We start from the raw sequence: 25,158 nt of genomic DNA, 5'->3' as shown, positions 1-25,158 counted from the left end.
ATGACCGATGCGCCGACTGCCACGCGCACCCGCAGCTGGATCTTCTACGCTGCGCTGCTCGTTCTGTTCTGGGGCGTGTGGGGGGCGTTCTCGGCGCTTCCCGCGACCAAGTACGGCTACCCCGACGAGATGATCTACAGCATCTGGGCGCTGACGATGATCATTCCGGCCGCCTTTGCGCTGCGCGGCCAGCGCTTCGACCGGCGGCCCCAAGCCACGATCTACGGGCTGCTCATCGGACTCACCGGCGCCGGTGGCCAGCTGCTGCTATTTCAGGCGCTGACCATGGGCCCGGCGTACCTCATCTTCCCGATCGTGTCGATCTCGCCGGCGATCACGGTGGTGATGGCGATGGTCCTGCTGCGCGAGCGCATCAGCCCACTGGCGGCAGTGGGACTCGTCGCAGCGCTCGCCGCGATCGTGCTGTTCAGTATCACCAGCGCGGCCTCCGACGGCTCAACGGGCCCGTGGTTGCCGCTGGCGATCCTGATCTGCGTGGCCTGGGGCGTGCAGGCCTACTTCATGCGCAAGACCGCGACCATCGGCGTCAACGAGGCCACCACATTTGGCTGGATGGCGATCAGCGGGCTCGCTCTGATTCCGGTCGCCCTGATCTCGCTCGGCGGCATCCCCACCGACTTTCCCTGGCAGGCACCAGTACTGACGGCGGCGACGCAGCTCCTCAATGCCGTCGGCGCGCTGTTCCTGGTGATGACGCTGTCCCGCGGCAAGGCCACCATCGTGGCGCCGACCACCAATGCGCTCGCCCCGGCGCTGACGATCGTCATCTCGCTCATCGCCTACCAAACGTTGCCCACCCCCTACGACGCGGTCGGCATCGTGCTGGCGCTCGTCGGCTCGACGCTGATGGTCTACAGCGACGAGAAACGCGGCGAGGCACTAACGCCCGCAGTCGAAGAACCCGTGAGGAACCAGGCATGAAGCCAACGATCGTCATCATCGGAGCGGGCAGCGTCGAGTTCACCCGCGAGCTGCTCGGAGACATCCTGTCCTTCCCCGAGCTCGGATCCGTCCGGGTCGTCCTGCACGACATCAACACCGAACGCCTCGAGACCGCAGAGGCCATCGCGCACGCCACCGCACGCGCAGCAGGCGCCCAACCGGAAGTGGTCGCCACCACCGATCGCCGCCGAGCACTCGACGGCGCCGACTACGTCATCAACGTCATCCAGGTCGGCATGCACGACGCCACGGTGCGAGACTTCGAGATCCCTGCCAAGTACGGGCTGAACCAGACCATCGCCGACACGATCGGCATCGGTGGCATCTTCCGCGGTCTGCGGACGTTCCCCGTGCTGGCCGCGATCGCCGAGGACATGGCGCAGGTGTGCCCCGACGCCTGGTTGCTCAACTACACCAACCCGATGGCCATGAACGTCACGTTCCTCGGCCACGTCGCCCCGAAGCTGAAGGTTCTCGGCCTGTGTCATTCGGTGTACTGGACGATGGTCGGCCTGTGCGAGTTGGTCGACGTGCCGTTCGACGAGGTGTCGTACTGGTCGGCAGGCGTCAACCATCAGGCCTGGGTGCTGCGGTGGGAGCGTGGCGGCCAAGACCTCTATCCGCTTCTGGACCAACGCATCGCCACCGATCCGGAGCTACGCCGCCGGGTGCGGGTCGACATGTACCGCCGCCTCGGCTACTACCCCACCGAGACGAGCGAGCACTCCAGCGAGTACGTCCCGTGGTACCTGCATCACCCCGGGGAGGTCGACCGCCTGCGGATCAACGTCGGTGAGTACGTCTCGATCAGTGAGGCCAACCTCGCCGAATATGCGCGCGTCCGTGCGGAATTGGCCGATACCACGACACTCGGCATCGACACCGGGTCCACCGAGTACGCACCCCAGGTCATCCACTCCCTCGAGACCGGCACGGTGCGCGTCATCTCCGCCAACGTCGTCAACGACGGGCTGATCACCAACCTGCCCTCCGGCCTTGCCGTGGAAGTCCCCACCGTGCTCGACTCGCTGGGCGCGCACCCGATGAAGGTCGGCGATCTGCCGCCGCAGTGCGCGGCGCTCAACCGTGGCTTCCTCGGCCCGGTGGAGCTTGCGGTTCGCGCCGCCGTGGACGGCGACCCGCGCCTGGTGCGGGCGGCCGCGATGGTCGACCCCAACACGGCCGCCACGCTGACCGTCGATCAGATCTGGGCACTGTGCGACGACCTGGCGGCCGCGCACGGTGACCTGTTACCCGAAGCCCTGCGCACCAATCTCGTGAAGGAGTACCAACTGTGATTCGCTCCGTGATTCGCCAAAGGCTCTGCGTCGCATTGATTGCGACCCTCGCGCTGGTCCTCGCCGCCTGCGGCGGAGGAGACTCATCGTCCGGCCCCACCAAGATCGCGGTGTGGCACGGCTATCAGGACATCGAAGGCACGGTCTTCAAGTCGCTCGTCGACCAATACAACAAAGAGCATCCCGACGTGCAGGTCAGTGAGCTGTACTCCAGCAATGACCTGGTGCTGCAGAAGGTGCTGACCGCAGTCCGCGGCGGCAGCGCCCCCGACGTCGCCTACATGTTCGGGTCGTGGTCCCCGAACATCGCCCAGATTCCCCAGGTCGTCAACATGGCCGACGAAGTCTCCAAGCCGGAGTGGAAGTGGGACGACTTCTATCCGGCCGAGCGCACCGCGGCGACGGTCGGGGACAAGATCGTCGGCGTGCCCGCCCTGGTGGACAACCTCGCGATCGTCTACAACAAGAAGCTCTTCGCCGACGCTGGAATCGAGCCGCCGACCGCGAACTGGACGTGGGACGACTTCCGCGCCGCGGCCGCCAAGCTGACCGACCCGTCGAAGGGGCAGTACGGCTGGCTCATCCCCGCCGACGGGAGCGAAGACACCGTCTGGCACTACGTCCCGATTCTCTGGGAAGCCGGCGGCGACATCCTCAATTCCGACAACACACACGCCACGTTCAACTCGGAGGCCGGCGTCAAAGCGCTGACCACGCTGCAGCAGATGGCCGTCACCGACAAGTCGGTATACCTGGACACCACCAACGAGAACGGCTCAAAGCTGATGAACAGCGGCAAGATTGGCATGCTGGTCACCGGGCCGTGGGACCTCGGCTCCCTGTCCGACATCGAGTACGGCGTTCAGGTGATGCCCACATTCGGCGGGTCGAACGGCGCCCATCAAACGATCTCCGGCCCGGACAACTGGGTGACGTTCGACAACGGCGACAAGAAGAAGCAGGCGGCGATCGACTTCGTGAAGTGGCTGACCGCGCCCGAGCAGGTCAAGACCTTCTCCTTGGGAACCGGTGATCTGCCCACTCGGACGTCGGTGGGTCAGGATCAGGCGTTCGTCGCCAAGCTCAACGAGCAACTGCCCGGTAGCGCGACCTTCGTCGAGAACCTGTCCAACGTGAAGAAGGTCAGGCCGACGGTCGAGCAGTACCCCGCGATCTCGGAGGCGTTGGGCCAGGCGGTCGTGGCGGTGATGCTCGGCAAGGATCAGCCTGCTGACGCTCTGAATTCGGCAGCTCAGGCCGCGGACGCGGCATTGGCGGGAAAATAACCAGATGCCCGACGACGGCCCCGCACGACGACCGCTGGCATCGTTCCTGCGCCTTGGCCGCACGGAGAGCGTGACGGGGTGGGCACTGGTGAGCCCGGCGGCGGTGCTGATCGGCATCTTTGGTCTGCTGCCGGTGCTGATGTCACTACAACTGTCGTTCCAGCATTCCGACCTGCTCACGCCGGAGACGCCATGGGTCGGGTTCGACAACTACCGGAAGCTGGCTGACGACCCGGTGTTCACCGAGGCCATCAAGCACACCATCATCTACACCGCGTTGTTCGTGCCAGGCACGATGCTGGTCGGTCTGTTCGTCGCCGCGGCGATGAACCGCTCGCTGCGGTTCATCTCCGTCTACCGCACCGCCGCGTACATCACCATGGCCGTCTCGACCATCTCGCAGGGCATCATCTTCCTGTGGCTGACCGACCGTGACTACGGTCTCGTCAACGCCGCACTCAACGCGGTCGGCGTGCCGTCCCAGCCGTTCCTGTCCTCCCCTTCGCAGGCCCTCTTCGTGATCGTCGCGATGACGATCTGGGGGTGGACCGGCTTCGCGGTGATCGTCTATCTCGCTGCACTGCAAGGGGTTCCGACCGAGTTACACGAGGCCGCGGCGATCGACGGCGCGGGCGCGTTCGCCCGCTTTCGCACCATCACCGTGCCCCTACTCGGACCCGCGAATCTGTTCCTGGTGGTCTGGCTGACGATCAACGCGCTGCAACTGTTCGACGAGGTGTACGCCACCACCCGCGGCGGGCCGCTTCGCGCCACCACCGTCATCGTCTACTACCTCTGGGACCGGGCGTTCGTGCACTTCGACGCCGGGTACGCCGCAGCCATGGCCTACGCGCTGTTCGTCGTCATCCTGATCATCACCGCCGTGCAGTTCCGGCTCGCCCGTAAGCACGTGCACAACTCGTGACCGCCGAACTCGCCGCCACTCCCGTACCCGCGGCCCAGACCTCGTCCCCGACGCCGCCGCTACGTGGGCGACGGATACCGAAGCTTCGGTTGCCCTTCAGCCCATGGCATCTGGTCCTCATCCCGATGACCTTCCTGCTGATCGTCCCGCTGCTGTGGATGCTCGTCACCTCTCTGGAGACCGAGGGCGAGGCCAACAGCTTTCCGCCAGTACTGCTGCCGGAGCGCCCGCGGTTCCAGAACTACTCGGATGCCTGGGCCGCGGCGCCGTTCGGGCACTTCTTCCTCAACAGCGGCATCGTCACGTTGGTGGTGCTGGCGAGCAACCTGCTGGTCTGCAGCTTGGCCGGCTACGCCTTCGCCCGCATCCGATTCCTCGGTCGCGGAGCGCTTTTCGTCACCTTGATGGCGACGCTCATGGTGCCGTTCCAGGTGACGATGATTCCGGTGTTCCTGATCGTGAAGTGGTTCGGCGACAACGTCTGGGCCGGCCTTGGCATCGACCACATCGGTGCGTTGATGCTGCCCAATCTCGCGACCGCGTTCGGCATCTTCTTCCTCCGTCAGTTCTTCCAGACGGTTCCGGTGGAACTCGAGGAGGCGGCCAGGGTCGACGGTACCTCGCGGCTCGGCGTGCTGTTCAAGATCGTGCTGCCACTGTCCCTGCCGGCGATGTCGACGCTGGCCGCCCTGACCGTTCTCACGTCGTGGAACGACTTCCTGTGGCCGCTGATCGTGATCACCACCGAGGATCAGATGACGATTCCGTTGGGGCTCAGCTACTTCCAGGGTGCACACCGGGTCAGATGGCCGCTGCTGATGGCGGCCAACGTGATGAGCCTGCTGCCGATGCTGCTGGTGTTCGTCGGCGCGCAGAAGTATTTCGTCCAGTCGGTGGCCAGTACCGGTATCAAGGGTTGAGGGGAAAGACGTTGGCAGAGGTAGAGTTCCACGACGTCACACGGCGCTACGCGGGGGGCGTCACCGCCCTCAAGGGCCTCAATCTGACGGTGTCGGACGGGGAGTTCCTGATCCTGGTCGGACCGTCAGGATGCGGCAAGAGCACGGCGTTGCGCCTGCTCGCTGGGCTGGACAAGCCGACATCGGGCGAGATCAGAATCGGCGGTACGACGGTCAACCACCTGAGCCCCGGCCAGCGGGACATCGCGATGGTGTTTCAGAACTACGCGCTCTACCCGCACATGACCGTGTATCGAAACCTCGCCTACGGTCTGCGGCAGCGCAGAACCCCGCGCGCCGAGATCGACCGGCGCGTTCGCGAGACCGCAGACCTTCTGCAGATCACCGAGCTCCTCGATCGCAAGCCCGGCCAGCTCTCCGGCGGGCAGCGTCAACGGGTGGCCATGGGGCGCGCCCTGGTGCGCCAACCGCAGGCGTTCCTGCTCGACGAGCCGCTGTCGAATCTCGATGCGAAGCTTCGCAATCAGGTGCGTGGCGACCTGAAGCGGTTGCACCGCGAACTACCCGTCACCTCCATCTACGTCACCCATGACCAGGTCGAGGCGATGACCCTCGGCGATCGGCTGTGTGTGATGTCCAACGGCGAGGTGCAGCAGATCGGCACCACCGACGACATCTACAACCGGCCTGCCAACACGTTCGTCGCGGCGTTCATGGGCAGTCCGCCGATGAACCTGATGCCTGGCGTCGTGCGCGCCGGAGTCCTTCATGTCGGCGGCGCCGCAGTGACGGAAGTTCAGGAGCCCGACGGTCCGGTGACCGTCGGGGTGCGGCCCGAGCATCTGCAGCTGCACACCTCCCGCGCCGACGGAATGGTGCCCGCCGTCGTCGATTTCGTGGAACCGCTCGGCAGCCACGTCCTGGTCACCGCGTTGGTGGGTGAGACGCGGGTGATCGTCCAGGCGCCCGCAGACGTCGCGTTGGATTCCGGCACGCGGATCGGCCTCGCCGCGGCTCCCCAGCGGACCTACTTCTTCAATGCCGTGACAGGGGACGCCGCGCGCAGCCGCGAGCGCATCACGCTGTCCTGACGCCTCAACGCCTGGTGCGTTCGGATAGCGCTGAGGGCGACGAAGTACGGGTGCACTGCGCCCTCAGCCCTATGTCAACGGGCAGGCCGGTGCGACGTTTTTACTGACGGATAAGACGTTTTTACTGACGGATAAGTAGATATAGCACCTAAGCAAACAATCGCCAGGCCCGGCGGAAAGCCGGGACTCCGGGTCAGACGCCGTAGCGGAGGAGTTCGTCCATGGTGATCAGGCGCTCGTGCTTGGCCGGCCACTCGCGGCACTTCACCGGGTGGCGAAGATATGACCAGGCGATACGCTTCATCTTCGATGGGGACAGCGGGTTGATGTGCACGGTCGTCTCTCCTGCGTCGGTATTGCTGCACCGATGGGGCCAGACTAGGCACGACCCCCGCGTTTCATTAGACACCTGTGACCTGGCTAACATCAAGCGACTCGCCGAAATAAAGTCAGATGTTTCTAGTGTGACTCAAGTGGTTATTGGGACTCGGACCGCCTGGCCATCTCACCGAGATCTGCGCAGTGGTCGCGATCGTCGACGACAAGCAGCCCTACTGCAGAAATCGCGGGCTTGGACTACCGCTGTGGCGCAGCGGTGGGTTTGATCGGCGCAGGTAGCGCGGTCTGCCCCATCAGATAGCGGTCCACGCCGGCGGCAGCGGCCCTGCCCTCGGCGATCGCCCACACGATCAGCGACTGTCCGCGACCCATGTCGCCAGCAACGAAGACGCCGGGCACCGACGTCTGGAAGTCGTCGTTGCGCGCGACGTTGCCGCGGTCGGTCAGCTCGACGCTAAGGGAGGTCAGCAGTCCCGGCTTCTCGGGGCCGACGAAGCCCATCGCCAGTAATACCAGGTCCGCGTCCAGGTTGAAGTCGCTGCCGTCCAGGCGGGCGAACTTGCCGTCCCGCATCTCCACTTCGTGCACCCTCAGTCCGGTGACGTGCCCGTCGACGCCGACGAATTCCTCGGTGTTGACCGAGAAGACACGCTCGCCGCCCTCTTCGTGCGCAGAGGCGATGCGGTACATCAGCGGGTAGGTCGGCCACGGCGTCGACTCCGCACGCTCCTCCGGAGGCCGCGGCATGATCTCGAACTGATGCACGCTGGCCGCACCCTGGCGGTGTGCGGTGCCAAGGCAGTCTGCGCCGGTGTCGCCACCGCCGATGATGACCACCTTCTTGCCCTTGGCGGTGATCGGCGGTTCCCCGTCATCGCCGACAACCGGGTCCCCGTTCTGCACGCGGTTGGCCCACGGCAGGTACTCCATGGCCTGGTGAATGCCGTCGAGCTCGCGCCCTGGGATCGGCAGGTCGCGCCAGTCCGTCGCGCCGCCGGTCAGCACCACGGCGTCGTAGTTCAACCGCAGTTGCGCGGCCGTGAGGTCGACCCCGACGTTCACCCCGGTCCGGAACTGCGTGCCCTCGGCCTCCATCTGCTCGATGCGGCGGTCGATGTGGCGCTTCTCCATCTTGAACTCGGGAATGCCGTAGCGGAGAAGCCCACCGATCCGATCGGCGCGCTCGAACACCGTGACTTGGTGCCCGGCCCTCGTCAGCTGCTGCGCGGCAGCCAGACCTGCGGGACCCGACCCGACGACCGCGACCTTCTTGTTGGTCAGCCGGTCCGGCGGAAGGGGCACCACCCAGCCCTTGTCGAAGGCGTTGTCGATGATCTCGACCTCGACCTGCTTGATGGTCACCGCATCCTGGTTGATGCCGAGGACGCACGACGACTCGCACGGTGCGGGGCACAATCTTCCGGTGAACTCCGGGAAGTTGTTGGTGGCGTGCAGACGCTCGATGGCGTCACGCCAGCGGTCCCGGTAGACCAGGTCGTTCCACTCGGGAATCAGGTTGCCGAGGGGGCAGCCGTTGTGACAGAACGGGATTCCGCAATCCATGCAGCGTGCAGCCTGATCCTGCAGCACGTCGTGGGAGAAGTCCTCGTAGACCTCTTTCCAGTCGCGAAGGCGCAGCGGGACCGGCCGGCGCTGCGGGGTCTCGCGGTGCGTGTGCTTGAGGAAACCGCGGGGATCAGCCACGCGCCGCCGCCATGATCGCCTCGTTGACGTTCTCGCCGTTGCGCTCGGCTTCTGCGATGGCCGCAAGGACGGACTTGTAGTCGCGCGGCATCACCTTGACGAAGTGCTTCAGTTCGGACTCCCAGTCGGACAGAACACGTTGACCCACAGCAGAATCGGTGGCGTCGACGTGAGCCTGGATGATGTCGTGCAGCCATGCCGAGTCGTCGGAGTCGTCCTCGATCTCCTCGAGGTCCACCATCTCGGCGTTGAGGTTGTTCGGCAGCACGCCCCGCGGGTCGTAGACGAAGGCCATGCCGCCGGACATGCCCGCGGCGAAGTTGCGGCCGGTGGGTCCGAGGATCGCGACCTTGCCGCCCGTCATGTACTCGCAGCCGTGGTCGCCGACACCCTCGACCACCGCGTGCGCGCCCGAGTTGCGCACCGCGAACCGCTCGCCGACCTGTCCGCGTAGAAATGCCTGCCCGCTGGTCGCACCGAACAGGATGACGTTGCCCGCGATGATGTTGTCCTCGGCCACGTACCCCGCGGGTGCGCTCTCCGACTGCCGCACGACGATGCGTCCGCCGGACAGGCCCTTGCCCACGTAGTCGTTGGCGTCGCCGTACACCCGAAGGGTGATGCCCTTGGGCACGAACGCCCCGAAGCTGTTGCCCGCCGACCCTTCGAACGTGATGTCGATGGTTCCGTCCGGAAGTCCTTGCCCGCCATGAGCCTTGGTCAACTCGTGGCCGAGCATCGTGCCGACCGTGCGGTTGACGTTGGCGATGCTGGTGCTAAATCGAACCGTTGTCCCATTGTCCAAGGCCTCACGGCATTGCACGATCAACTGCTGATCGAGCGCCTTGTCCAACCCGTGATCCTGGCGTGAACTGCAGTACAGATCCTGGTTCATGAACGCCGATTCGGGCTCGTGCAGCACAGGCGTCAGGTCCAGCTTGTGGGCCTTCCAATGTTCGGCCGCCTGCTTGGTATCGAGCGCCCCGACCTGACCGACCATCTCGTTGACCGTGCGGAAGCCCAACTGCGCCATGAGTTCGCGCACTTCCTCGGCGATGAACAGGAAGAAGTTCTCCACGAACTCGGGCTTGCCGTTGAAGCGTTCCCGCAGCAACGGATTCTGCGTGGCGACGCCGACCGGGCAGGTGTCGAGGTGACACACCCGCATCATGATGCAACCGGCCACCACCAGAGGCGCTGTGGCGAAACCGAATTCCTCACCGCCGAGCAGCGCGGCGACGACGACGTCGCGACCGGTCTTGAGCTGACCGTCGACCTGCACCACGATGCGGTCGCGCAGTCCGTTGAGCAGCAACGTCTGCTGCGTCTCGGCAAGGCCGAGCTCCCACGGCGCGCCCGCATGCTTCTGCGAGGTGAGCGGAGTGGCTCCGGTGCCTCCGTCGTGCCCGGAGATCAGCACCACGTCGGCGTGTGCCTTGGAGACACCTGCCGCCACGGTGCCGACGCCGTTCTCGGAGACCAGCTTCACGTGCACGCGCGCTGAAGGATTGGCGTTCTTCAGGTCGTGGATCAGCTGCGCGAGATCCTCGATGGAGTAGATGTCGTGGTGCGGCGGCGGCGAGATCAGGCCGACGCCAGGCGTGGAGTGCCGCACCTCGGCCACCCACGGATACACCTTGTGACCCGGAAGCTGCCCGCCCTCACCGGGTTTCGCGCCCTGGGCCATCTTGATCTGGATGTCGGTGCAGTTGGTGAGGTAGTGACTGGTCACACCGAAGCGGCCAGACGCGACCTGCTTGATGGCACTGCGCCGCCAGTCGCCATTCTCCTCGGGCTCGAATCGATGGACGGACTCGCCACCTTCGCCCGAATTCGACCGGCCGCCAAGACGATTCATCGCGATTGCGAGGGTCTCGTGGGCTTCTGCGGAGATCGAGCCGTAACTCATCGCGCCCGTCGAGAAGCGCTTGACGATCTCGGCGGCAGGCTCCACCTCGTCCAACGGCACCGGCTGACGGAAGTCGTCGCGGAACTTGAACAGACCGCGCAGCGAGGCGAACCGCTCACTCTGATCGTCGACCAGCTTGGTGTACTCCTTGAAGACCGAGTACTGGCCGGTGCGGGTGGCGTGCTGCAGCTTGAACACGGTGTCGGGGTTGAACAGGTGGTACTCGCCCTCGCGGCGCCACTGGTACTCGCCGCCGACCTCGAGCTCGCGGTGCGCGCGCTCGTCGGGGCGGTCCAGGTAGGCCAGCGCGTGACGGGTCGCGACGTCGGCGGCGATGTCGTCGAGGTCGATGCCCCCGACCGGACAGCTCAGCCCGGTGAAGTACTCGTCGAGCACCTGCTGGCTGATGCCGATGGCCTGGAACAGCTGAGCTCCGGTGTAGGACGCCAGTGTGGAGATGCCCATCTTGGACATCACCTTCAGCACGCCCTTGCCCGCGGCCTTCACATAGTTGGCCTTGGCCTGGTCGCTCGAGATGTCGGTGATGACACCCCGGTCCACCATGTCCTCGATGGACTCGAAGGCCATGTACGGGTTGATCGCCGCGGCGCCGAAGCCGACGAGTGCTGCCATGTGGTGCACCTCGCGGGCATCGCCTGCCTCGACGACGAGCCCGACCTGGGTGCGGGTGCGGTCGCGCACGAGGTGGTGGTGCACGGTCGACACGCTCAGCAGCGATGGGATCGGTGCGAGTGATTCGTTGGACTCACGGTCGGACAGCACGATGATGCGGGCGCCGTTGCGGATGGCGGCCGACACCTTCGCGCGGACGTCGTCCAGCGCCTCCTTCAGGCCCTGGCCGCCCCGTGCGACGGGGTAGAGGCACCGGATGACCGCCGCGCGCAGGCCGTGCTTGTGGCCGCGGACCTCGTGGTCGGGGTCGACGCAGATCAGCTTCGACAGTTCGGCGTTGCGCAGGATGGGCTGCTTCAGCACGATCTGCCGACAGGACTCGGCGTTCGGGTTGAGCAGGTCGCCCTCCGGGCCGACGTTGCCCTGCAGGCTGGTAACCACCTCTTCGCGGATGGCATCCAGCGGCGGGTTCGTCACCTGGGCGAACAGCTGCTGGAAGTAGTCGTAGAGCATCCGCGGGCGCGCCGACAACACCGCGACGGGGGTGTCGGTGCCCATCGAGCCGAGCGCCTCGGCACCGGTGCGCGCCATGGGCGCGACCAGCATGTTGAGCTCTTCGTAGGTGTAGCCAAAGGCCTGTTGGCGCAGCACGACCCGGTGGTGCGGCATGCGGATGTAATCGCCGGGCGGCAGGTCGTCGAGCTGGAACAGACCCGCGTCGAGCCATTCCTGATACGGCAGGTCGGCCGCGAGTTCGGCCTTGACCTCCTCGTCGGAGACGATGCGGCCCTGGGCCGTGTCGACGAGGAACATCCGGCCGGGCTGCAGGCGCATCTTCTGCACGACGCATGACGGGTCGAGATTGAGCACACCAGCCTCGGATGCCAGGACGACGAGGCCGTCGTCGGTCACCCAGATCCGCGACGGGCGCAGGCCGTTGCGGTCCAGCACCGCACCGATCACGGTGCCGTCGGTGAAGCACACCGACGCCGGGCCGTCCCACGGCTCCATCAGGGACGAGTGGTACTCGTAGAACGCCCGCCGGGCGGGGTCCATCGAATCGTGCCGCTCCCACGCCTCGGGGATCATCATCAGCATGGCGTGAGGCAGGCTGCGGCCGCCGAGGTGCAGCAGTTCGAGCACCTCGTCGAAGCGCGCGGTGTCCGATGCGCCGGGGGTGCAGGTCGGGAAGATCTTGTCGACGTCGGCGTAGGACCCGAAGACGTCGGTGTGGATGAGCGCTTCGCGCGCCCGCATCCAGTTCTCGTTGCCGGTGACGGTGTTGATCTCGCCGTTGTGTGCGACGCGCCGGAACGGGTGCGCCAGCGGCCAGGACGGGAACGTGTTGGTGGAGAAGCGGGAGTGCACGATGCCCAGCGCGCTGGTCAGCCGCTCGTCCTGCAGGTCGAGGTAGAACGCCCGCAGCTGCGGGGTGGTGAGCATGCCCTTGTAGACGAAGGTCTGGCCGGAAAGACTTGGGAAGTAGACGGTTTCACGACCGGGGCCGTCTTGGCCCGGTCCCTTGGTGCCCAGCTCGTGCTCGGCGCGCTTGCGCACCACGTAGGCGCGACGTTCCAGGTCCATGCCGGACGCCCCACCGATGAACACCTGGCGGAAGGTCGGCATCGCGTCTCGGGCGAGTGCACCCAGCGAGGAATCGTCGGTCGGCACGTCGCGCCAGCCGAGCATCGTCAGGCCCTCGGCCTCGACGATCTTGCCGACGGACTCGCATGCGCTGGCGGCGTCGCGCGACGACTGCGGCAGGAACGCGATGCCCGTCGCGTAGGAGCCTTCCTCGGGCAGCTCGAAGTCGACGACGGCCCGGAGGAACTCGTCGGGCACCTGCAGCAGGATCCCCGCACCGTCGCCGGTGTTCGGTTCGGCACCCTGTGCGCCACGGTGCTCCATGTTCAGAAGCGCGGTGATGGCCTTGTCCACGATGTCGCGGCTGCGACGACCGTGCATGTCGGCGACCATCGCGACACCACAGGAGTCATGCTCGTATGCGGGGTTGTACAGCCCTTGGGTTTGGGGCGCCATTCCCACCTCGTCCTTCACCAATTTTGTCCATGGCGGCCGTCGACGACGGCGTATGCCCGGCTTGGCGAAGGGTGCCTTTAGTGCAGCACTGAACGACGGGCTTTGTCCCACTCGCCACAAGTGGTGAAACGATATGACAAACACCGCCTGACATGCCAACTTAGCCCAACCTAAGTAACGGCGTACGCCAACCGATTCCACATTCGTCGTCGTCTCGGTTTCGAGCGCTAAGACGTTGTCGCCCTTGATTTTTCGCTTACTCGCCTCGAAATGCCCGGTTTCGGGGTGCGACCCACATCACTCCGTCGACGACGCTCATAATTTGCTGTCGCGCATAGTCGGTGTTCAGTGCTGGATGAATACTCATTCCGTAGTTTGCCGGAAAGCCTAGCCGGATTCTTAGAGACGGGCACGATCGAGCGCACGGACGCTGGCCTCGGGGCTCAGATCCACACGACGCAACAGTTGCGCATTGAGCGCCACCACGACGGTCGACAACGACATCAGGAGTGCACCCACCGACATCGGCATCACGAACCCGATCGGCGCCAGCACCCCGGCCGCCAGCGGCACCGAGATCAGGTTGTATCCGGCTGCCCACCAAAGGTTTTGCGACATCTTTCGGTAGGACGCCCGGGACAGCAGGATGGTCGACAGCACCGAGCGCGGATCCGAACTGGCCAGGATCACGCCGGCCGAACCGATGGCGACGTCGGTGCCAGCGCCGATCGCGATACCGACGTCTGCGCGGGCCAATGCTGGTGCGTCGTTGACGCCGTCACCCACCATCGCGACCGTCAATCCCTCGGCCTGCAATTCGGCCACCCTGGCCGCCTTGTCCTCCGGCCGCACCCCTGCAAAAACCCGCTCGATGCCGAGTTGGGCCGCGACCGACCTCGCGACGGGTTCCGCGTCGCCGGTGATCATGACGACCTCGATGTCCAGCCGCCGCAGCGCGTCGACGGTCTGCCGGGACTCCTCCCGGATCTCGTCGGCGAGCGCGAGCGCGCCTGCCACGACGCCGTCGACCAGAACGTGCAGCACGATGGCCCCTTCGGCGTGCCACGCCACGGCCGTCTCGAGCTCGGCCTGGCCGGCTTCGGCGAGCAGCCGCGGCCCGCCGACCCGCACCACATGGCCATCCGCCGTGGTGGTGACGCCGACCGCCGGCGACGACGTGAAGTCGGCCGAGCTGGGCACGGCGATGTTCCTGCGGCGGGCCGCGGCGACGATCGCCCGCGCCAACGGGTGTTCGGAGTCCGTCTCGGCAGCGGCGGCGAGCGCCAGCACGTCGTCTTCGGAGCGGCCGTCCACCGCGACCACCGCGCTGAGCGCAGGCTGCCCCTTGGTCAGCGTGCCGGTCTTGTCGAACAGCACAGCCCCGACCGTGCGCATGCTCTCCAGCGCCAGCCGGTCCTTCACCAGCACCCCGCCCCGCGCTGCCCGCTCAGTGGCGATGGACACCACCAGCGGGATGGCCAGACCGAGCGCGTGCGGGCAGGCGATCACCAGCACCGTGATGGTGCGCATGACGGCGTCCTCTGGGCTGCCAACGAAGGTCCACACCACCGCCGTGATGGCCGCCGATCCCAGCGCGAACCAGAACAGCCAGCCCGCCGCCTTGTCGGCGAGGCGCTGCGCGCGCGACGACGAGTTCTGCGCCTCGGTGACCAGTCGCTGGATGCCTGCCAGAGCCGTGTCGGCGCCGACCGCTGTGACCTCGACGCGGATCCCCGAATCGGTCGCGACGGTGCCGGCGACGACCGCGTCGCCGACGCCTCGCCGGACCGGGCGGGACTCGCCGGTGACCATCGACTCGTCGATCTCTGCGCTGCCCTGCGTGATGCGCCCGTCGGCGGGCACGCTGCCGCCAGGGCGGACGATCACCACGTCGCCCACCCGCAGTTCGGCGGGGGCGACGGTCTCGGTGCCCCTGGCGTGACGCGCTCGGCTTCGTCGGGCAGCAGCGCGGCCAGCGAATCCAACGCCGACGTGGTCTGCGCCAGCGACCGCATCTCGATCCAGTGGCCGAGCAGCATGATCACGATGAGCAGCGCGAGTTCCCACCAGAAGTCGAGCCCGTGGTTCAACACGCCAAGGGACGCACCCCACGACGACACGAACGCCACGGTGATCGCCAGCCCGATCAGGAGCATCATTCCCGGTGCGCGGGAGCGGATTTCGCTGACCGCGCCGGTGAGGAACGGCCTGCCGCCCCACGCGTACATCACCGTGCCGAGCACCGGGGACACCCATTGGGCGCCGGGCACATCCGGCACCGCGTAGCCGAGGATCATCGCGAACATCGGCGACAACGCCACCGTCGGGACCGCCAGCAGCAGCATGATCCAGAACAGCCGACGAAACTGGGCCACGTGACCGGCATGCCCCCCGTGACCGCCATGACCTTCGTGCTCGTGGCCTTCATGCCCGTGCTCGGCGTGCGTCTGGTGCTGCGTGTGGTTGACCTCGGTCATGACGTCACTATATACCCCTGGGGGGTATATACCAACGCCGTGCGATACCCCTGATCGCCAAACTCGCCGTGGCTTCCTTGAGGACGGCAGCCCGGTAACGTCGCACAGCACGATGACGGCACCGACGGCAGGTCCCAGTCAGCCCGACGATTCGATGCGGGGCTCGGTACACATCTGCGTGACGGCGATCGTCGCCGGCGTGCTCATCGGGTTCGTCGGCGGCGCGTTCCGCTGGTGTCTGCAGACAGCCGACGATCTGCGCATCGACCTCGTCGACTGGGCTCACGCGCTGCCGGGGCCCGGTTGGCTGGTGCCCATGGCCGCCGCCGCAGCCGGCGCGACACTGGCCGCCCTCATCGTGCGGTGGGAGCCGCTGGCGGCCGGGAGCGGTATCCAGCACGTCGAGGCGGTGTTTCTCGGCGACGCGCGACCGCCGCTCATCCGACTGCTGCCCGCGAAGTTCATCGGTGGCGTGTTGAGCATCGGATCTGGGCTCGTGTTGGGCCGCGAGGGGCCAACGGTGCACATGGGTGCGGCGATCGGAGCCGAAGCGGCACGGCGCGCCCGGCTACCCGATTCCGAAGTCAGGATGATGCAGACGGCGTTGGGTGGCGCAGGCCTTGCGGTCGCGTTCAACGCGCCGATCGGCGGCACCCTGTTCACCCTCGAAGAGGTCACCAAGTCGTTTCGGGTCAAAACGGTTCTCGCGACGCTCTTTTCGGCTGCGACGGCCGTCGCGTGCTCCCGGCTCTTGCTGGGAAACCATGCCGATTTCCACGTCGAACCCATTGGCCCTCCGGCACTCGCATGGTTACCCCTCTTCGTCGTGTTCGGTTTGCTGACCGGATGCCTGGGTGCCGTTTACAACGGGTTGGTGTTGTGGTTCCTCGACCACGTCGCTGCGATCCGCCGAATCCCATCCCTGGCGAAGGCTAGCGTCATCGGTGCAATCGTCGGGTTGGCGATGTTCGTCTACCCGCTCTCCGTGGGCGGCGGAGAGAACCTGACACAGTTGATCCTCGGCGGACAGCACCTCGTTGTCTCCGCCATCATCGGAATCCTCGCGGTGCGGTTCGTCGCGGGCCCCCTTTCGTACTCGGCTCCGGTACCCGGCGGACTGTTCGCACCGCTGCTGGCCGTTGGCGCGCTGTGGGGACTGCTGTTCATCGGCTGCTTCAACGCCGTGTGGCCCGACGACGCAACGCAGTTGGCGGTACCGATGGCGCTCGTCGGCATGGCGGCGTTCTTCGGCGCCACCGTGCGTGCGCCCGTGACGGCGTTGGTCCTCGTGGTCGAGATGACGGCCACCACCGAGGTGCTCGTGCCCATGATGGCCGCCACCGCTGCCGCCGTGCTCGTCGCCAACGTCCTGGGATCGCCGCCAATCTATGACAGCCTTCGAGCGCGAATGCCCGACGAAGCGTCCATCGAGGACCGCGGTCGCGGTTAGCGTTTAGTCATGACAACTAGACATGCCACGTCATTGATCAACGGCGAGATCGTCGAGGAGAACGACCTCGGCTCGATAAGGCGGGTAACGGCCGACACCCTCCCGATCCTGTCCGGCATGTCGATCAAGCGGATCGTCGTCAACCCGGGCGCAATGCGCACGCCGCACTGGCATGCGGACTGCAACGAACTCACCTACTGCGTCTCGGGCACCTCGCTGGTGTCCGTACTCGACACGTCCAGCAAGTTCTCCAGCTTCACGGTCAGCGCCGGCGAGATGTTCCACATCGACTCGGGCTCGCTGCACCACATCGAGAACATCGGCGACGAACCCGCCGAGTTCATCCTCGCGTTTCGCAGCGAGCGGCCCGAGGACTTCGGTCTGGCAGCGGCTTTCGGCGCAATGACCGACGCGGTTCTTGGCAACACGTACGACCTCCCCGCGTCCGACTTCGCCACCATGCGCCGCAACACCGTCGATCGCAGGCTCGCCGCCCGCGCAGGCGATCCCGTGGTCCCGGCCAGCGCGCACTTCGACGACCCGCACAAGTTCGCCGTCGAGGCGCAGAGCCCGCCGATCGGAATCGCGGTCGGCTCCGCCCGGCTGGCCCGCCTGCAGTTCTGGCCCGCGCTGAAGGACTTGTCGATGTACTCGCTACGCATCCGCGAAGACGGGATGCGCGAACCCCATTGGCATCCGATCACCGCCGAAATGGGTTACGTCCACGAGGGGTCGGCGCGCATGACGGTGATGGATCCCGATGGCACACTTGATACTTGGCATCTCAAGGAGGGCGACGTCTACTTCATCCCGCGTGCCTACCCGCACCACATCGAGGTGGTGGACGCCCCCGACATGCACTTCGCGATCTTCTTCGATCAGACCACCCCTGGCGACATCGGTTACCGGGCGTCGGCGAGCGCCTACTCGCGCGAAGTCCTCGCCGCGACGTTCAACGTGCACATCGACGATCTGCCCGAATTCCCCTTCACCAAGGCCGATCCGCTCATCGTGACGCGCAACAATCCCGTCGACGCGCATGCAATGGGCGAGTAACGCGCTGGTAGCGGCGGGTCACGATCGGGGGCTGATTCGGCCACGACCGGCCGAAACCGGCTGAGTACGTGCGACCCTCGCGTCACTGGCAACTCAACGACAGATGCCAAGGGAGGTTACCGCTATGACTGCACCCACGATGTCGCATCGACTGGCCGCGGAGTTCATCGGAACATTCTGGCTGGTCCTCGGAGGCTGCGGCAGTGCCGTGTTCGCCGCCAAGTTCGTCTCCGACGGCGCGTCAGTGGGCATCGGATTCCTCGGTGTCTCACTGGCATTCGGCCTGACGGTGTTGACCGGCGTGTATGCGTTCGGCACCATCTCGGGCGGGCACTTCAATCCCGCGGTCACCCTCGGTGCCGCGCTGGCCCGGCGGGTCGAGTGGCGGGCCGTGCCCGGGTACTGGGTGGCCCAGGTGGTCGGCGGCGTGGTCGGCGGCCTGGTGATCTACGTGATCGCCAAGGGGCAGGACGGCTGGACGGCCACCGGCAACATGGCCGCCAACGGTTTTGGCGACCACTCGCCCGGCGGCTACTCGTTTCTCGCGGTGGTCGTTGCGGAGATCGTGCTGACCGGTGTGTTCCTGCTCGTCATCCTCGGATCCACCGACGATCGCGCTCCGAAGGGCTTCGCGGGATTGGCAATCGGGCTGACGTTGACGCTGATCCACCTCATCTCGATCCCGATCTCCAACACGTCGGTCAACCCCGCGCGGTCCACCGCCGTCGCCTTCTTCAACGGCGCCGGTGCGCCCGCCCAGCTGTGGGTGTTCTGGCTGGCACCTCTGATCGGCGCGGCGATCGCCGGGATCGCCTACCCGTTCCTGTTCGGCCGCAACGAGGAACTGGCCGACCGGCCGGTCCGCGACGACGCCCTCGGGGCAGTCAACTGACGGCGAGGTCGGACCCGCACCCCCCACCGGGATGCGGGCCCGCTTCCGGCCGACTACTTGACCGGGGTCTTCTTCTTCGCGCTTCGCGCAGCCTGCTTCTCGGTCGCGGCGCCCTTGTTCGACAACTGACCGCCCGCACTCTCCAGATGCGCACGCACGAACCACTGGAACTTCTCCAGCTCGCCGGCGTGGCCGATCAGAATGTCCTGGGACACCAGATCGAGATCCTCGAGCCGGTGTATGGCCTTGCGGGTGTCCTCGTTGATCCCCGTGTAGACCAAGTCAAGGGCGGCCAAGTGGGCCAGCACGGTGTCGCGGCCGACCGAGTAGTCGTCCCACGTGCGGTCCTTGAGGATCGCGCCTGGGGTGCCCTGAGGGGATACCCCGAGTGCCGCGATGCGTTCGGCCACCTCGTCGGCGTAGCCACGGACCAGGTCGACCTGGGGGTCGATCATCTCGTGGACGCCGATGAAGTTCGGGCCGACGACGTTCCAGTGCACGTGCTTGAGGGTCAGGTGCAGGTCGTTGTAGGTGCTGAGCTGCTTCTGCAGTAGGTCGGCGACCTCGCGGCCATCTTTGTCCGACATTCCGGGAACGGTGAATCCTGGCATGGTGACTCCTTTGTGATTGCTCACGAGGAGGCCTACCCGGGTCGGCGCGGGGCTACACATCGCTACGCTCGCCGGATGACGGAGTCGCCACTCGGGTTCACCGGTTTCACCGAGGCTGCGCTCGATTTCTACGACGACCTGGAGATGGACAACACCAAGTCGTACTGGGAGGCGCACAAGGACGTCTATCAGGCGAGCGTGAAAGCACCCATGACGGCGCTGGTCACTGCGCTCGAGCCGCAGTTCGGCAACGCCAAGATCTTCCGGCCGTTCCGCGACGTCCGGTTTGCGAAGGACAAGACGCCCTACAAGACACACCAGGGCGCCTTCGTCGCAGCCGGTCCCGCCTGCGGGTGGTACGTCGAGATCTCCGCGCGCGGCTTCCGCTCAGGAGCGGGTTTCTACGAGGCCAGCGCTTCGGACCTCGGCCGGATCCGGGCCTCGATCGCCAACGAGCTGACCGGCGATCAACTCGGCAAGATCCTGGCCAAGCTCAAGCGGGCGGGCTTCACCGTCGGCGGAGACCGCCTCAAGACCTCACCGCGCGGCTACGACGCCGACCACCCACGCATCGACCTCCTCCGGCACCGATCCCTGACGATCGGGAAGGACTACGGGTTCGAGCCGGTCATCCATACCGCCGAGCTCGTCGACGCCGTCCGTGCGGACTGGAAGGCCGCCCGTCCGTTGGTCGACTGGGTCGCCGCTCGTTTGGGTGATTAGAGGGCGCGCAGATCCGGGATGGCCTGCCTAGCCCCGAACCGGGGATTGCGGGCCAATCCGCTGACCTCGAGCAGCCGTACCGCGCGGTGCCGATGCGGGCGCAACGGTTCGAGCAGTTCGATCATCTCCGGGTCGTCGATCCGATGCCCGAGCAGGGTGGACCCGACCACGTTCGACAGGTGGTAGTCGCCGACCGACAGTGCGTCGGCATCCCCGAACGCGCGCTGCGCGGTCTCGGCCGCGGTCCACTCCCCGACACCCGGCAGCGACATCAGCGCGGTGCGCGCCTCCTCGGCTGAACGGCCGGAAAGCCGTTCGAGGGACTCGGCGCGCTGCGCGCATCCGACCAGGGTTCGGGCCCGGCTGGGGTCGACGTTGGCGAGGTGAAACTCCCACGACGGGATGCGCCGCCACACGTCGGCCGACGGAGGTACCCGCATCCGCACGGGCGTCGGCCCTGGCGCTGGGCTGCCGTACTTGGTGACCAACAGGCGCCACGCACGGAACGCGTCCTTGCCCGACACGCGCTGTTCGAGGACGGCAGGGATCAGTGCTTCGAGGACCCGGTCGGTGCGTCCGAGCCGAAGGTGCGGCACCTTGCGATGGGCCTCGGCGATGGTCGGTTCGACGGGCGCAAACCCCGTCGCGTCGTCGTGGACGCCGAGTATGGCGGGCAGTCGCGTGCAGAACTCGTCGGCGCCGTCGCCCCACGCCTCGCACTCGACGACGTTGCGCGCCGCCGCGGCGATCCTGGCGGTGACCGGACCGCTGGCCATCAGGCTGGTCTTCCAGATGGCACCGTCGACGACTTGGTAGCAGGGGTCACCAGGACCGCGCCGCAACGGCGACAGTGTCATCGACGGGCTTGCAGGTCCGCCGAAGGTCACGCTGGCGGAGCTGGGCATCGCCCCAGGTTAACCGACCGTGACGTCGGCCTTGTTGGCGTAGAACGCGACGTGACCGACGATCTCGCCGACGGCCGGGTACGGCTGTTCGTAGGTCCAGATCGCGTCGTCGACGGTGTCGCCGCCCACGGTGTCCTTCCCCGTCGCTTCGCTCGCCCCAGTGACCACGTGGTAGTAGTTCGCCTCGCCCTTGTACGGGCAGTAGGTGGTGTTGTCACTGCGACGCAACGCGGAACCGACGACGTCGGCAAGCGGTACGTATTGCACGGCGGGGTACGTCGACTCCTGCAGCGTCAATGCCGCGTCGGTCTCGGCGACCACTTCACCGTTGACCCGCACGGTGACGTGCTTGCCGGTCGGGGTGATGGTGATCGGATGTTCGGCGGTGGGAAGCAACACGGTGCGCTCGGTCATACAGAACCCAACGTCCGCGGACCCGCCCCGGATTCCGCGCCCGCTCACTACGATCGCCGCATGAATGAACCAGGTCCGGCCTGCGCGCAAGCCTCCGTCAGCATCTCCGCCCCCTGCGGCGAGGTGTACGGCCTCATCACCGACCTGCCGACACTGTCGTCGCTGGCCGAGGAGGCGACGGTGATGAAGTGGCGAAAGGGGGACAAGGCCGCTCCCGGAGCAGTGTTCAAGGGGACGAACCGCAACGGAATCCGCCGATGGACGACCGTGTGCACGGTCACCGACGCCGAACCCGGCAGCGCATTCGCCTTCGACGTCTCCTACCTCGGGATCCCGGTCTCACATTGGCGCTACGAGATCGCTCCTGCGGATGGCGGATGTCATGTGACCGAGCAGATGTGGGATCACCGCCCCGGCTGGTTCGTGAAGCCAGGCGGTGTGGCCACGGGCGTGATGGACCGCCCGACGACCAACGCCGAACACATCAAGCTCACGCTGCAGCGACTGAAGGACAAGGCCGAGGCGCCCTAGGGCTTGCCCGTGATCGCGTCCGCGATGCGCGCGATCGGCGACGTCGTGGCGCGGCCACCGGCTTCGTGTCGGTCGGCCAACCCGTACGCGATGTAGAGGCCGCGCACGCCAAGCCACCGCATCGGCTCTGGCTCCCAGTTGCGCGACCGGTGGCCGACCCATGGCAGTTCGGTGAGCCGGGTCCGCTGATCGAGGACCAGATCGGCAAGCGTGCGCCCGGCGAGGTTGGTCGCCGTTACCCCGTGCCCGGCGTAGCCACCCGCCCAGCCAAGCCCCGTCGCACGGTCCAGCACGACGGACGCCGCCCAGTCGCGTGGCACCGCGAGGACGCCGCACCAGCCGTGGGCGATCGGCACGTCGCGCACCTGGGGCAGCACGTCGTGCAGCACCCGGCTCAGCTGCCCGATGGCGCGCTCGGGAACGCGGCCGCGGACGTCGGTGCGCGACGCATAGCGGTACGGCACGCTGCGGCCACCGATGGCGATGCGGTCGTCGACGGTGCGTTGGCCGTAGAAGAATCCGTGCGCGGCGTCGCCGACGGTCTCGCGGCCATTCCAGCCGATGCTCGCCCACAGTTCGGGGCTGATCGGGTCGGTCGCGATCATCGAGCTGTTCATCGGCAGCCAGCGCCGGCGCAGGCCCGGCAGTGCGGCGGTGAATGCCTCGGTGGCGCGAAGCACGATGGGCGCGCTGACCGTGCCGGACCTCGTGACCGCGCGGCCCTGACTGATCTCGGTGACCGGTGACTCTTCGTAGATCGGGACGCCGAGCCGCTCGACGGCGTCGGCGAGTCCGCGGGCCAACCGCGCAGGCTGGATCCGCGCGCAGTGCGGATTGAAGTACGCCGACACCACACCGGAGAACCCGATGCGCCTCGCCGATTCGTCGGCCGTCAACGGCTCGATACCGTCGACCTGCCAACTGCGCTCCTCCTCGAACGAGGCGGCGAGACGGCTGGCCTGCGCCCGGTTGCGCGCGATGTCGAGCGTGCCGCCCTTCACGATGCCCGCGTCGATGCCCTCCCGCGCGGCGACGTCGATGACCTCGTCGATGGACTCGATCAGTGCCCGCTGCCACGCCACCACGCCCTCGCGGCCATGCTGGCGGGCCATCGCGTTGCGGTCGCCGGGCACCAGCGCCGACAACCAGCCACCGTTGCGGCCAGAGGCGCCGAAGCCTGCGAACTCCGCCTCGAGCACCACGATGCGCAGATGCGGGTCGGCGCGCTTGAGGTAGTACGCCGTCCACAGTCCGGTGTATCCGGCACCCACGATGCAGACGTCGGCGTCGCGGTCGCCGGGAAGTGGTGGCCTGCTGCGCGACACTTCGTCGTGCCAATGCGAGACGTGACCGTTGAGCGGGGTCGGCGCGAACGGGGTGGGCACCGAACGATTCTGCAGCACCGGTCAACGGTCAATTCGCGCGTGGTGTAATCAGCCCATGACCGGCCTGCACCGTCGCGGCGATGTGTTCGTGTTGACCCTCGGCGACGACGAGAACCGATTCCATCCCGACCGCCTGGCGGCCATCAACGCCGCTCTCGACGAGGTCGACGCTGCGCCAGGACCGAAGGCCGTGGTCACCACCGGGGTCGGGAAGTTCTACTCCAACGGCCTCGACCTCGACTTCATGGGCGCCAATCCCGATGCCGCAGAAGCCAACCTGCGCGGCGTGCACGCCTTGTTCGCGCGGGTGCTGGCGTTCCCTGCGCCGATCGTGGCGTCGCTGCAGGGGCACACGTTCGCGGCGGGCGCGATGCTGGCGCTGGCGCACGACCTCGCCGTGATGCGGTCCGACCGTGGCTACTTCTGTCTGCCGGAGGTCGATCTCGGCATTCCCTTCACACCTGGCATGAACGCGTTGATCCGCGCCAGGCTGCCGATCGAGACCGCCCACGAGTCCATGACGACGGGGCGCCGCTACGGCGGCGAGGAGGCCCACGCCGCCGGCATCGTCGCGGGTGTCGGCACCGAGGACGAGATCCTCGACATCGCCGTCGCGCGGGCGCAGGAGCGGGCCGCGAAGGCGGGACCGACGATGGGCGCCATCAAGGCGCGGCTCTACGGCGAGGTCATCGAGGCGTTGACGGGGCCGAACGCATAGCGGTGGTACTGCGCCATGTAGCGCAGCACCTTGACCCTGGACATGACGTTGACCATCAACCGGTAATACCCGGGTAACTGTTTGAAGGTGTCCTGCTCGATGGCCGACACCCAAGTGAGCAGCCGCGTACCTGGCACCTTGTCGAGGACGTCAGCGGGCCCGTCGATGCCCCAGTGCAGCGTCGCCCCAGAACGGCGCACCACGGGGTTCATCCACTGCGACTTGATGCCGAAGGTGTTGAACGCGTCGAACTGCAACTCGCCGGATGGTGCGTGGTCGACCACTCGGCGCAGCAGCGCCACGCCGTCCGCCTCGGTCAGGTACATGGTGAGGCCCTCGCCGACCATCAGGATCGGGCGGTCTCTGGGAATGTCGGCGAACCAGGCCGGGTCCGTGACCGAGGCCGAGATCACGTGGTAGTGATCGCGGGCCGGGTAGAGCTGCCTGCGCAGGTCGGCGACCTCGGGGTAGTCCACGTCGTACCACTCCACGTCGGGCCCTGGGTCGACCCGAAACACCCGGCTGTCCAGACCGCACCCCAGGTGCAGCACAACAGCTTTCGGGTGCACGGCCAGGAACTGGCGGGCCCAGTCGTCGAAGTGCGCGGACCTCGTCGTCACCGACGGCGAGTTGGCCGCCGTGATCGAGGTTCTCTTCCAGTCGTAGTCGATGCGGTCGACGATCTCCTTCGCGAACCGGTCGCCGAGGATCGGGTCGGGGAGGCCGGCGTCGAGCGCCTTGGCATAGAACGTCGCCAGCATCGTCTGCGGTGCTCCGCTGAGGTCGACGTGCAGTTTGTCGGTCATGTCATCCGACGCTAGTCCGATGCTGATCGCGGGGTCTATTCACTGAACACTACCCGGCGTGGCGTTCAACCGAATGGCGTTG

Annotated in this window: 20 protein-coding genes and 1 pseudogene; 12 read left to right on the top strand and 9 right to left on the bottom strand. The window is 66.7% G+C overall.

Translation table 11 applies throughout. The annotated features are described in order from the left end of the window. Genes HNP02_RS32085 through HNP02_RS32060 form a run of 6 tightly spaced genes read left to right on the top strand, consistent with a single transcriptional unit; the run spans position 1 to position 6,483 of the window. Positions 1-942, top strand: coding sequence for a DMT family transporter (locus HNP02_RS32085; protein ID WP_184444702.1), 942 nt, complete (start codon positions 1-3; stop codon positions 940-942). Further along, a complete protein-coding gene (locus HNP02_RS32080; RefSeq protein ID WP_184444701.1) occupies positions 939-2,261 on the top strand; it encodes an alpha-glucosidase/alpha-galactosidase in 1,323 nt (440 codons plus the stop codon). The genes HNP02_RS32085 and HNP02_RS32080 overlap by 4 nt, the downstream gene beginning before the upstream one ends. Then, positions 2,258-3,547 (top strand): ABC transporter substrate-binding protein, encoded by a 1,290-nt coding sequence (locus HNP02_RS32075; RefSeq protein WP_309241765.1) that lies wholly within the window; start codon positions 2,258-2,260, stop codon positions 3,545-3,547. Before HNP02_RS32080 ends, HNP02_RS32075 begins: the two co-directional genes overlap by 4 nt. A gap of 4 nt (positions 3,548-3,551) precedes the next feature. Then, the gene (locus HNP02_RS32070) at positions 3,552-4,472 is read left to right on the top strand and encodes a carbohydrate ABC transporter permease (protein WP_184444700.1); all 921 of its coding nucleotides are present in this window, start codon (positions 3,552-3,554) and stop codon (positions 4,470-4,472) included. After that, the gene (locus HNP02_RS32065) at positions 4,469-5,392 is read left to right on the top strand and encodes a carbohydrate ABC transporter permease (protein WP_309241764.1); all 924 of its coding nucleotides are present in this window, start codon (positions 4,469-4,471) and stop codon (positions 5,390-5,392) included. The genes HNP02_RS32070 and HNP02_RS32065 overlap by 4 nt, the downstream gene beginning before the upstream one ends. Positions 5,393-5,403: 11 nt before the next feature. After that, a complete protein-coding gene (locus HNP02_RS32060) occupies positions 5,404-6,483 on the top strand; it encodes an ABC transporter ATP-binding protein (protein ID WP_184444699.1) in 1,080 nt (359 codons plus the stop codon). 193 nt (positions 6,484-6,676) lie between these two features. On the opposite strand, the gene HNP02_RS32055 is transcribed toward HNP02_RS32060, so the two are convergent. From HNP02_RS32055 to HNP02_RS32040, 4 genes and pseudogenes are all read right to left on the bottom strand, one after another. Beyond that, positions 6,677-6,817 carry a hypothetical protein gene (locus tag HNP02_RS32055; protein ID WP_184444698.1) on the bottom strand — a complete coding sequence of 47 codons (141 nt, stop codon included), beginning with the start codon at positions 6,815-6,817 and terminating at the stop codon, positions 6,677-6,679. Positions 6,818-7,059: 242 nt separating this feature from the next. Further along, entirely contained in the window at positions 7,060-8,526 is a 1,467-nt protein-coding gene (locus HNP02_RS32050) for a glutamate synthase subunit beta (RefSeq protein WP_184444697.1), read from the bottom strand. Then, positions 8,519-13,108, bottom strand: a complete 4,590-nt coding sequence (gltB, locus tag HNP02_RS32045) for a glutamate synthase large subunit (protein ID WP_184444822.1) — start codon at positions 13,106-13,108, stop codon at positions 8,519-8,521. Before gltB ends, HNP02_RS32050 begins: the two co-directional genes overlap by 8 nt. Before the next feature lie 399 nt (positions 13,109-13,507). Beyond that, positions 13,508-15,585 (bottom strand): annotated as a pseudogene (locus tag HNP02_RS32040) (heavy metal translocating P-type ATPase). Positions 15,586-15,697: 112 nt separating this feature from the next. Between HNP02_RS32040 and HNP02_RS32035 the strand changes: the two are divergent. The 3 genes from HNP02_RS32035 (at position 15,698) to aqpZ (ending at position 18,983) form a co-directional block, all read left to right on the top strand. Then, positions 15,698-17,035, top strand: coding sequence for a ClC family H(+)/Cl(-) exchange transporter (locus tag HNP02_RS32035; protein WP_255507200.1), 1,338 nt, complete (start codon positions 15,698-15,700; stop codon positions 17,033-17,035). A gap of 9 nt (positions 17,036-17,044) precedes the next feature. Beyond that, on the top strand, positions 17,045-18,091 hold the full coding sequence (locus tag HNP02_RS32030) for a cupin domain-containing protein (protein ID WP_184444696.1): 1,047 nt from the start codon (positions 17,045-17,047) through the stop codon (positions 18,089-18,091). Positions 18,092-18,215: 124 nt separating this feature from the next. After that, on the top strand, positions 18,216-18,983 hold the full coding sequence (gene aqpZ / locus HNP02_RS32025; RefSeq protein WP_184444695.1) for an aquaporin Z: 768 nt from the start codon (positions 18,216-18,218) through the stop codon (positions 18,981-18,983). A 53-nt stretch (positions 18,984-19,036) separates the two neighbouring features. Here the strand turns inward: aqpZ and HNP02_RS32020 are convergent, their stop codons facing one another. After that, positions 19,037-19,594, bottom strand: coding sequence for a Dps family protein (locus HNP02_RS32020; RefSeq protein ID WP_184444694.1), 558 nt, complete (start codon positions 19,592-19,594; stop codon positions 19,037-19,039). A gap of 75 nt (positions 19,595-19,669) precedes the next feature. On the opposite strand from HNP02_RS32020, the gene HNP02_RS32015 reads away from it, so the two are divergent. Next, entirely contained in the window at positions 19,670-20,317 is a 648-nt protein-coding gene (locus HNP02_RS32015; RefSeq protein ID WP_184444693.1) for a DUF2461 domain-containing protein, read from the top strand. Here the strand turns inward: HNP02_RS32015 and HNP02_RS32010 are convergent. After that, positions 20,314-21,222 (bottom strand): DNA-3-methyladenine glycosylase, encoded by a 909-nt coding sequence (locus HNP02_RS32010; protein WP_184444692.1) that lies wholly within the window; start codon positions 21,220-21,222, stop codon positions 20,314-20,316. The genes HNP02_RS32015 and HNP02_RS32010 overlap by 4 nt on opposite strands. 9 nt (positions 21,223-21,231) lie before the next feature. Further along, positions 21,232-21,636 carry a DUF427 domain-containing protein gene (locus HNP02_RS32005; RefSeq protein ID WP_184444691.1) on the bottom strand — a complete coding sequence of 135 codons (405 nt, stop codon included), beginning with the start codon at positions 21,634-21,636 and terminating at the stop codon, positions 21,232-21,234. A 60-nt stretch (positions 21,637-21,696) separates the two neighbouring features. Here HNP02_RS32005 and HNP02_RS32000 point away from each other — a divergent pair, with 60 nt between their 5' ends. After that, positions 21,697-22,167, top strand: coding sequence for an SRPBCC family protein (locus tag HNP02_RS32000; RefSeq protein ID WP_184444690.1), 471 nt, complete (start codon positions 21,697-21,699; stop codon positions 22,165-22,167). Here the strand turns inward: HNP02_RS32000 and HNP02_RS31995 are convergent. Further along, positions 22,164-23,552 (bottom strand): FAD-binding oxidoreductase, encoded by a 1,389-nt coding sequence (locus tag HNP02_RS31995; protein ID WP_184444689.1) that lies wholly within the window; start codon positions 23,550-23,552, stop codon positions 22,164-22,166. The genes HNP02_RS32000 and HNP02_RS31995 overlap by 4 nt on opposite strands. A 55-nt stretch (positions 23,553-23,607) precedes the next feature. Between HNP02_RS31995 and HNP02_RS31990 the strand changes: the two genes are divergently transcribed. Then, positions 23,608-24,270: an enoyl-CoA hydratase-related protein gene (locus tag HNP02_RS31990; RefSeq protein WP_184444688.1), complete on the top strand. Its 663-nt coding sequence runs from the start codon at positions 23,608-23,610 to the stop codon at positions 24,268-24,270. Here HNP02_RS31990 and HNP02_RS31985 read toward each other — a convergent pair. Then, the gene (locus HNP02_RS31985; RefSeq protein ID WP_184444687.1) at positions 24,228-25,076 is read right to left on the bottom strand and encodes a class I SAM-dependent methyltransferase; all 849 of its coding nucleotides are present in this window, start codon (positions 25,074-25,076) and stop codon (positions 24,228-24,230) included. The genes HNP02_RS31990 and HNP02_RS31985 overlap by 43 nt on opposite strands. Positions 25,077-25,158 lie beyond the last annotated feature (82 nt).

The sequence above is a fragment of the Mycobacterium sp. AZCC_0083 genome (assembly GCF_014202335.1).
GTDB lineage: Bacteria > Actinomycetota > Actinomycetes > Mycobacteriales > Mycobacteriaceae > Mycobacterium.
The sequence above is the reverse complement of the archived record's forward strand: the minus strand, read 5'-3'. Positions and strand labels throughout refer to the sequence as shown.